1 protein-coding gene is annotated in these 935 nt (G+C 43.5%); it reads left to right on the top strand.

Annotated elements, in window-relative coordinates; genetic code table 11:
- Positions 1-935 (top strand): DUF3404 domain-containing protein (locus R8O11_RS25770; RefSeq protein WP_318194682.1); only part of this gene is annotated, 935 nt, incomplete at both ends.

The following is a 935-nucleotide window of genomic DNA, read 5'->3' as shown; positions in this document are numbered from 1 at the left end:
GTGGATTAATTCACCCGGGTGGCGGTACTTACGCGGCGCGCTATGTTGAAAAGTATCCCGAGTTGCGTCCTAAACTTGCTCAGTACATGCACATTAAAGAGCGTGACAACGAAGAAGGTGACGAGCTACTAGAAAGCTTGCAAAATATGGACGATGACGCCATTAATGCTCTAATTGCAGGAGCAAGTATGTTTATTGAAGGCAAGGAAATGTGGCTTCGTCGTGGAGACCGTTACTTCGTATTTTCCAAAGATGTTTGGCAAGAAAACGTCGCGAATGCGGGTCTTTCTTATACATTAGCGTCACAAAGCAAAAGCTGTTTCGTAAAACGAGGCAACATATGTTGGGATGTAGAAGATCACTCGCAAGTATTGCGGATCAGCATGATCATCCTTGTCATTGCAAACATCTTGCTTGTCATTGGCTGGGCGGTGTACCGTTGGAACAGTAAGCGTGAAGAACTTCGTAGCCGTATGCTGGTCTTACAGATCTTAACGCATGAGCTTCGAACGCCAATTGCTTCACTATCGCTAACCGTCGAAGGATTTAGACGAGAATTTGAGCACTTACCTGAAAGTGTGTATGACGAATTCCGAAGATTATGTGAAGATACTCGCCGATTGCGTCAATTGGCGGAGGCAAGTAAAGATTATTTGCAATCTGATAACCAAATGCTTGCAACAGATTGGGTTCCATCTGTAGCAGAATGGCTAGAATATAAGATTGAAGAAGAATTTGATAACGCTGTGCTTTTCAACATCAACGAAGATGTAGCGGCAAAAGTTAACGTTTACTGGCTTGGAACATGTATCGATAACTTATTGCGAAACGCACTTAAGTATGGCGTTCCACCGGTTGAACTGAATGTTCAAACCAGTGAAGAAAAAATCGTATTCCAAGTCCGAGATGCCGGTGATTTGACTTCTAAAGACTGG

The organism is Vibrio sp. 1288, from assembly GCF_033344475.1.
This window is presented reverse-complemented; position numbering and strand designations above follow the sequence as displayed.